This is a genomic window from Moorena sp. SIO1F2 (assembly GCF_010672755.1).
Lineage (GTDB): Bacteria > Cyanobacteriota > Cyanobacteriia > Cyanobacteriales > Coleofasciculaceae > Moorena.
Map to the genome: position 1 here is coordinate 1 of NZ_JAAHFV010000561.1, position 2,741 is coordinate 2,741.

Here is a 2,741-nt window from a genome sequence, read left to right on the forward strand (position 1 = left end):
CTCGTCAGGATTTTTACGAACGCGATAGCGTGACTGCATGTCAATCGCATCTGGTTCTCACGGATTCAGTCGTTACAGTGTCGAGCCTGATACGTCTTGGTTTCACACAGATGTGTCAGGCAGCCAGGGATTGACCTACGGTCACGCTACGCGAACGAAACCTTCAGTGATATTCACTTTATTGGTGGTAGTTTTCCGGCTATTAGCTAAGTCTTTGACACTCCCCGTCCTAGTTATTGTAGGGTGGGCAAATCGACCCGATTCCAGATCAAATTGTCAGAGGATAAGCATTTGCCCACCCTACGCCTGCTGATCTTTTCGAGCGGGCAGGATGCCCACTCTACCTATTACCTATTACCCATTCCCCATTCCCCATTCCCCATTCCCCATTACCTATTACCTATTCCCTATTCCCTGTTCCCTAAAAGTCCCCACAACTAAAACCAGCCTTCAATCTCTTCGTTTGTCAACATTTTCTTCAACTTAAGATATTCCCGTTTTGTTGCTTCATAGATATGTTCCATGTTCACGGCTTCATCGGCGGCGGCGGCCAAAAAAGCGGCATTTAGGGCAATATTGCGAATATTTCCGCCAGCTACATTGAGTTGACCGAGTTTCTGGTAATTTAAGTTAAGGGTTGGGGTCTGGGCTGGAAAAATGCGCTGCCAAATTTGGGTACGGATTTCGGCTTGGGGAAAAGGAAACTCGACCACAAAGCGAATGCGGCGCGAAAAGGCACTATCGAGAGCGCTTTGGAAATTGGTGGTCAATATAGCCAACCCTTGATAGGCTTCCATACGTTGCAGCAAATAGCTGACTTCGATGTTAGCGTGGCGGTCGTGACTGTCTTTAACTTGGGTACGCTTACCAAACAGGGCATCGGCTTCGTCAAACAGTAGAATAGCACTACCGGTTTCTGCAGCATCAAAGATCCGCCGCAGATTCTTTTCGGTCTCACCAATATATTTACTGACTACTCTACTTAGGTCGATGCGATAAAGATCCAGGCGAAATTCCTGGGCTAATACCTCTGCTGCCATGGTTTTACCAGTACCGCTAGCCCCGTAAAATAGGGCGCTGATGCCCAAACCCCGGTCGCCTTTTTGGGCGAAACCCCATTGCTGATAGACTTTATACTGGTGTCTGAGATGAGTGGCAATATCGCTCAGAAGCAGCCGTTGTGGGGTAGGTAATACCAGATCGTCCCAGGTAGCCGTAGCATTGATCGGTTGCGCTAAGTGGTCTAATTGATTACGGGCGAAATGGCGGCAGATATCCCATAATTGAGTTGATTGGTGGGTTTCGTCTTTGAGATTTTTGCCCCCTAAATCCCCCAATTCTGGGGGACTTTGAAATCTGTCTCCCCCAGGTTCCCCTCCTGGGAGGGGGTAGGGGTGGGTTAGGGCGCTCTTGGGGCTAGATCCGGGATTTTGTGGGAATTTTGAATTTTGAATTTTGAATTGATCACAGGCGGCTTGAATAGTAGCAGTATTGAGGTTAAACTGCACGGCGATGCGCTCAAGTTGACCGTTAAGTTCTGCTGCTGCTGACCCTATATGGCTTTCCCACAGGTCATATTGTTCCTGGTGGCTCAATGGGGGGATGTCTAGGTTTACAATAGTCCGCTGACAGTCAATTTTTCGGTCATTGCTGCTGAGGATTAAACGAGTATTGTTACTATCAATAAATTTGCTCAGAGCTGACTCCCGCCCAGGCTCAGAAAAATTATAACTATCGCAGTCAATAAACAGGACACTATTGCTAAGTTTGGCTTCCCTTTGCCAACGCTTCGCGAGTTGGTAGACATCCTGGGGCTTGGTGGTCAGAGCGGCAGGGTCGAGAGTATGTAACTTTTTCCCCAAATCCTGACAAGTGGCGGAGGCAATTTGGTATTTTGTGGTACGGTCCGAGCCAGATAATTGCACCACGGGATAGCTATTTGTCCCCTCGCCCCCAGACCAAATGGTTTTCAATTGCGACCCTATACTTAACTGAGAGGGAGGCAAAAAAAGAGGGTTAGTCTGAGGCGGTTGGGGTATGATCTTGCCTGCTAATTCCTGGTCTGTGGCATCGTATCCTAACAGAAAGCAGAGGATTTGCTGGTCAATATGGAGGGGGGACTTGGTTAGGATTCTTCCTGGTTCAATCTGGAGCAGTTGCCAGTAAAATAAAGGGCTTTGGGGAGAAAGGACATGCCAACTGGCTCCGGGAAGGGCGTCTATAGCTAAACTAAGAGTAGGATAGTTTTTGTGAGGATGATTTTTTTGGGCAATGGCCACCAAAGACTGGAACATAGGTTCTATTTCCTGGCCCACGCACATTAGCAGGATATCCCTTTCAAATGGGGAGAGATAGAAGTGGTAACATAGTTGAGCCAGGGCAGAAGTATCGTCAACAATTTCAGTAACGATTTGTTGATTTTCTTTACCTTCTATGTATTTTTCTAAATAGTTACGAACTCGCTCGATTTCTAGAAACAGAGAACTAATATTAGAGTGATACCAGTTGGTTTGAGTTTGGGGTGCCATAATGCTCCATGAAGACGATCCGATCGACTGATATTGTTTTCTTCAAGGGTACATGGGAAATAGAACTAGCTATGCGCACTACTCATACCTATAAACCGAAATATTCTCACTCTACCTCGTTGTCAATAGCTCAAAAAAAGAAAGACGAAAGACGGAAAGGTATAAGAGAAATGTTGGATGCAGAGGAAAGGGAGTGGAACGCCGAAGATGCGG

3 protein-coding genes are annotated in these 2,741 nt (G+C 46.9%); 2 read left to right on the forward strand and 1 reads right to left on the reverse strand.

Annotation, left to right across the window (positions count from 1 at the left end; translation table 11 throughout):
* The first annotated feature begins 243 nt into the window (after positions 1–243).
* Positions 244–441, forward strand: coding sequence for a hypothetical protein (locus F6J94_RS32725; RefSeq protein ID WP_293047861.1), 198 nt, complete (start codon positions 244–246; stop codon positions 439–441).
* On the opposite strand, the gene F6J94_RS32730 is transcribed toward F6J94_RS32725, so the two are convergent.
* Positions 438–2,528 carry an ATP-binding protein gene (locus F6J94_RS32730; protein WP_293047863.1) on the reverse strand — a complete coding sequence of 697 codons (2,091 nt, stop codon included), beginning with the start codon at positions 2,526–2,528 and terminating at the stop codon, positions 438–440. The genes F6J94_RS32725 and F6J94_RS32730 overlap by 4 nt on opposite strands.
* Positions 2,529–2,536: 8 nt before the next feature.
* Between F6J94_RS32730 and F6J94_RS32735 the strand changes: the two genes are divergently transcribed.
* The coding region (locus tag F6J94_RS32735) for a hypothetical protein (protein WP_293047865.1) at positions 2,537–2,741 on the forward strand (205 nt) is incomplete at its 3' end.